This window comes from Pseudoalteromonas sp. SG44-8 (assembly GCF_014164125.1).
GTDB lineage: Bacteria > Pseudomonadota > Gammaproteobacteria > Enterobacterales > Alteromonadaceae > Pseudoalteromonas > Pseudoalteromonas rhizosphaerae.
Window position 1 is genome coordinate 1 of record NZ_JACJEQ010000059.1, and the last position, 5,322, is coordinate 5,322.

Below are 5,322 nucleotides of genomic sequence, written 5' to 3' on the forward strand. Positions count from 1 at the left end.
GAAAATAATAAAGAAATAAGCGCTTTTTATAGTGCTAAAAAGTTATTGTCGGTTTTGGGTTGTGAGGACTTTATTGAAAACATAAAAGACTATATTGCCAAGTCAGATAGCGAAAGAAAGCTTGTTAGTAAAAAACGCTCAGCAGATGTTGTAATTGCTTACTTAGCTCAACACTTTAATGATGAAGTTGATGAGATTATAACGGTTAAAAAGGGGCGAAGAGAGAAAAATTTACCACGCTGGTTTGCTATAAAATTATGCCAAGATTTAACGGGATTAAATTTGCAGGCTTTAGCAGATGTTTTTAATGTTGAACACTATTCGGCGATATCGAAAGCTGTCGGTAGGTTGAATACATTAATGGTTGAAGATAAAAAGGTTAAATTACAATACGAAAAACTTCGAAATGGTTTGATGTCTGAAGTCAAGATTTGACCCCATTTGGTTCATTTGGTTCAATACGAAAAACTTCGAAATGGTTTGATGTCTGAAGTCAAGATTTGACCCCATTTTGTTCCAGACCCCATTTTGTTCCATTTGGTTTAGGACGGTGAAGCCAAATTTTTGATACGACCCGTAAGCATTAGAGATTGCAAGCGTTAATCTTCATATGCCCTGTACCGAATCATGATCAATAACGCCTTGAACCAATCACTTTACAGTTTCTTATCCTCGGCAGTCAGTCCATTCAATAACATCAATCAAGTTACAAACGCATTGCCATATCTACGATTAATCGGTACATCCCGGTCGTACATTATTCACCTATGACTTACTCATACACTGGACCTTAAGCCTTGCATAAATCACTCCTGAAATTATCTCAGAGTAGATTGCAAAAACTGGCCAACGGGAGGCAGATATACCTCATTATACCCGATAACATTTGGGGCCTACCCAGAAGATCATGAAGTTAATAGCCACAAAGTGTGGTTTGTAATGAATTTGCCAGCTTGGAGCTAAAGAACATACGCTGGGTGGTTCATCGCTTATCTGACTTGGAAATAGCACTTCCAGATGTACCGGCCTTTCATTTTGTACCTATCAACCCAAGTTTTGTCTTGCTGCCAGAAGGTTCTCCGTTTGATACGACTTCCGCTGACGGTATATCAAGGCTGAGCTATGTAATTGTCACTGAGAGCAGATCAGCCTTGAGGCACACCTACAAACTCGCGCTAAGTAAACTTCTATATATCACTAAAATAGTGCAATCATCTTCACACAATGCTAGCCACTTAATATGAGCTTTTTTTTGTAAGATTAGGTTTAAAAATCAACAGATATAACAGCTTACTCAATCCCCAATAGGCAAACGCACTAGCTAAAATGGCGATAAATGAAAACTGCGCAGGCAACCATTGAGTTGCATTATCTTGATGAGAAAAAGAGAGTGATAGCAACCCGCCATTATTATCCAGCCAAATGCCAACTTCAGGGTTGAATATATGCATTATTCCCATAATAAAAAAGATAAACGAAATAAAATATCCAAAGCCAAAAATAGCAGTTAAAGACAAGTGTAATAAGCTTTTTTGAGTAATTTGTAATAAGCTTTTTAATATCGCTTTGGGGTGCCCTTTAGCGACACTTTGCGCATGCAAAATATCTGAAATTAATGGTGTCAGGTATAAATCAGGCTCACCTAAACGGTCAATAGCATTAATAATTCTTTTTTCTTCACTTTCAGCGCCATCATTTAAAGCTGACTCATATAAATGGCTTAAAATTTCCATCTTAATATCATCTTTTTCACTTACCGATAAAGGTGCTAACTTGTGATTAAGTTCGCGCTCAAAGTTACTCCATAATTTTTTAGATGTTTCACTTTTAATAGGAAATTGATGTGTCATGATTGCATCACCATTTTTAGCACTGAGCTATGTGTATTAGTCCAAATTACTTTCATTTTATCTAAAGTCTCAATACCAGCGTCGGTAATTTGGTAATACTTACGTGGTGTACCAACCTCGGCTGTTTTCCATTCTGTTTGAACTAATCCATCACGCTTTAAACGGTTAAGTAACGGGTAAAGTGTTCCTTCAGCGACTTCTATTGAAGTAAGATTTTTAATCTCCGACGCTATTTCGTAACCATAACTCATGTTTTGTTTTAACTTTAATAAGATAATAAATTCTAGTAAACCTTTACGAAATTGAGGCAACCATCGGTCAATGATCTGATCGGAAAGCATGGCACAGTTATCTTTAATAATTTAATCATGACTACATAGTAAAACGATATACATACCATTGCAATTTCTGTTCGGTATTACTTTAAAAATGTTGTTATTAGTCGAAGATAACCTAGGTTACTTGATAAACATATCATCTAAACCCCATGATTACTATGCCAAATAAATTTAACTACGTACATTGTATTGCTATGTATATTTTATTGAACTAGACTACCTAGCAATGCAATGTACATAGTATGGGTTTTAGGTGATCAAATGAATATTAAAAATATAGCCATTATAATTCTAACCTTGGGTTTAATAAGCCATGTCCAAGCTAATGAATATGACGTAACCGAAGTTTCAAAATTAATGGCTTCATATGAGCAACTTGGTCGTTTTAATGGTGCAATAACGATTAAAAAAGACGATAAAATTATTTATAGCTGGGGTTATGGATTCGCGAATGTAAAAACTGAAGTTAACAATGATAGTGATAAAGTATTTGCAATAGGTTCAATTTCAAAGCAATTTACCGCTAGCGCCATATTATTATTAGCGCAACAAGGTAAATTATCATTAGCAGACCCCATAGAGACATACCTACCCTATTATCAAAATGAAGTGGGTCAAAAAGCGACTATTTACCAACTGTTAACTCATACTGCCGGTATTCCAGATCCTATGGATACGGGCAAAGGTATTGACGGTGATAATGATCCACTCATGCACGAGAAAACCTTACCCATCTCAAACAAGTCATTAATTGATAGCTTTAAAGATCTGCCTAACTCATTTGAACCAGGCAGCCGTTATGAATACACCAATACTGGCTATATTTTATTAGCTGACATTATTGAGCGAGCATCAGGAAAAACTTACGCTGATTACCTAAAAACCTACCTTTTCGAACCTGCTGGCATGAAAAATACCAGTGCATCCAGACCTGACAATAGCCCGCTGTTAGTCGAGAGCTATAGCGGCATAGGTTCCGACAAAGTACACACCACTAAAATAGACAACAGTTGGTTAGTCGGTGCAGCAAGCCTTTATTCAACCACAGGAGATTTGTTCAAATGGGTAGATGCAATGAATGCCCATAAAATATTCAAAGACAAGAAGTTTGATTATTTACTTTCTAACCCTGTGGATTTGAGAAGAAATAATGAGTTTTATGGTTATGGCATGGAAATGACAACATTATGGGGTCAAAAAGCCTATCGCCATGATGGTGCAACTGCAGGCACAGTGGCAGATTTTATTTACCTTCCAGAGCGAAATATAACCATTATTATATATATGAATCATGTACATAATGTTAGTAATATTGACCTCTCAATTGATATGAGAAAAAAAATTATTCAACAAGTTTCAGGGATTTTGTTAGCCCATAAAACGCCCGATATAGTGTCTTTAGTAAGCAATAACACCCTAGATTTACAGCAATATGTAGGCCGTTATGCGTTTGATGATGACCATCAAATAGCGATAACACTCAAAGATAATACTTTGAAAATTAACACCATTGGCTTAAAAAATTGGACATTATATAACTTAGCGCAAGTGACTCACCTACCACCAGATCAATTCACGGACACAGCTACAAAATTATTTAACCTGTTTAATAACAACAATTTAACTAAATTGGCTGAAATTTTTGATGAGCAAATGGCCTCTGCACCGCTCGATGTTTTTCAAGGGTTTTGGCAGCAATTAGAAGCAGAACTTGGCGCTTTAGAAAATCACTATAGCTTTTCAAAAAGTAATGATAATGACGAGATCCAGCAGCGACTAATTTTTGAAAAAGGCATTGTAGATATGTCGGTCTTTTTCGATAAAGATGGAAAAATTAAAGGCATTCAAAACTCCTCACCAATCCCCAAAGAAGAGAATGGTTTTACATCTAAACTGCTCAGCATAGAGGGTGATAAGTTACTTATTGACGGATATGTTATAAAGCAGCATCAAGATTTAACTCTTAAATTTACCCGTAATAATAAAAATCAAATCACTGGCTTTAGCTACAACCAAATGGTCGAACATCAAGCAATTAAGCAATAGTAACTTTCCCCCCGTGACTTCGCTGTGATCACGGGGGGCTTCTCGACATATTTGACTTACCGCCTTTTACTACGCCATTCAAACCGACTAGTAAATTACCAGCGTTCATTTTTATTATAGTTTGCCCCTTGGCGAATATAAATCTAACTGGGGAATAGGAAGCTTTGCAATTGATCAAGACCGGAAGATAAATTTAGTGATTGTCAATCAGAAGCCACCCTATCAAACAATAGATATGGAAAATTTGATGAACATAATTCTCATAATAATGGCATGTCTATTGATGGCAGGATGTCATTCGCTGCAGACCATTGATGCAAGAAACCAACAGCACGGCGCCGATAGGAATGCTGATATTTCGGCCCCATTAGCATCATTAATGGAGAAAAACGGTTAAAAGGGTCAAATCTTGACTTCAGACATCAAAGGTTTAGATTTATAGTTTACTACTCATTGAGTGAATTACTATGTCTAGGCCGCTGCGAATAGAGTATGAAAATGCGTTTTATCATGTAATGAATCGTGGAAGAGGGCGCGAAAATATCTTTTTAAATGATAACGACTTTGAGTATTTTTTACATTGCATTGAGCAAGCAAGCCTTCGCTTTAATATTGAAGTGCATTCATATTGTTTAATGGCCAATCATTACCACCTGCTAATCAAAACCCCAGATGCAAATTTAGGTCGAGCCATGAAGCATATTAATGGCCTTTATACTCAATACTTTAATAGAGCGCATAATACAGATGGTGCGCTGTTTAGGGGGCGGTACAAAGCTGTGCTTGTGGATGCTGATAACTACTTATTGCATGTTAGTCGATATATTCATCGTAACCCAATTGAAACGAGTACACCGTTGGTAGAAGAACTTGTTAAATATAAGTGGTCTAGCTATTCAACCTTCATTAGAAGGGTAGCGACGCCCAAATGGCTCGTTCGAGATTTTATATTTTCGCTGCAAAGCAAAAAGCGTAAATATGCTGCTTATAAACAGTTTGTTGAATTTGAAAATAATAAAGAAATAAGCGCTTTTTATAGTGCTAAAAAGTTATTGTCGGTTTTGGGTTGTGAGGACTTTATTGAAAAC

At 36.4% G+C, this 5,322-nt stretch carries 4 protein-coding genes and 1 pseudogene; 3 read left to right on the forward strand and 2 right to left on the reverse strand.

Features of this window, described 5'->3' with window-relative positions; translation table 11 throughout:
• Positions 1 to 435 (forward strand): annotated as a pseudogene (locus H5163_RS20835) (hypothetical protein); the annotation flags it as partial.
• 800 nt (positions 436 to 1,235) lie between these two features.
• On the opposite strand, the gene H5163_RS20840 reads toward H5163_RS20835, so the two are convergent.
• Positions 1,236 to 1,850, reverse strand: a complete 615-nt coding sequence (locus H5163_RS20840; protein WP_182735869.1) for a hypothetical protein — start codon at positions 1,848 to 1,850, stop codon at positions 1,236 to 1,238.
• On the reverse strand, positions 1,847 to 2,191 hold the full coding sequence (locus tag H5163_RS20845; protein WP_124018348.1) for a PadR family transcriptional regulator: 345 nt from the start codon (positions 2,189 to 2,191) through the stop codon (positions 1,847 to 1,849). The genes H5163_RS20840 and H5163_RS20845 overlap by 4 nt, the downstream gene beginning before the upstream one ends.
• Positions 2,192 to 2,449: 258 nt before the next feature.
• Between H5163_RS20845 and H5163_RS20850 the strand changes: the two genes are divergently transcribed.
• Together H5163_RS20850 and H5163_RS20855 are read left to right on the forward strand one after the other, a co-directional pair.
• Positions 2,450 to 4,234 (forward strand): serine hydrolase, encoded by a 1,785-nt coding sequence (locus H5163_RS20850; protein WP_182735870.1) that lies wholly within the window; start codon positions 2,450 to 2,452, stop codon positions 4,232 to 4,234.
• Between the two features lie 467 nt (positions 4,235 to 4,701).
• On the forward strand, positions 4,702 to 5,322 hold a 621-nt coding region (locus tag H5163_RS20855), incomplete at its 3' end, for a transposase (protein ID WP_182735871.1).

Bases quoted from the DNA above. Each gene is read 5' to 3' on its own strand.
- H5163_RS20840 (WP_182735869.1), bottom strand. From the start codon at position 1,850: ATGACACATCAATTTCCTATTAAAAGTGAAACATCTAAAAAATTATGG.
- H5163_RS20850 (WP_182735870.1), top strand. From the start codon at position 2,450: ATGAATATTAAAAATATAGCCATTATAATTCTAACCTTGGGTTTAATA.
- H5163_RS20845 (WP_124018348.1), bottom strand. From the start codon at position 2,191: ATGCTTTCCGATCAGATCATTGACCGATGGTTGCCTCAATTTCGTAAA.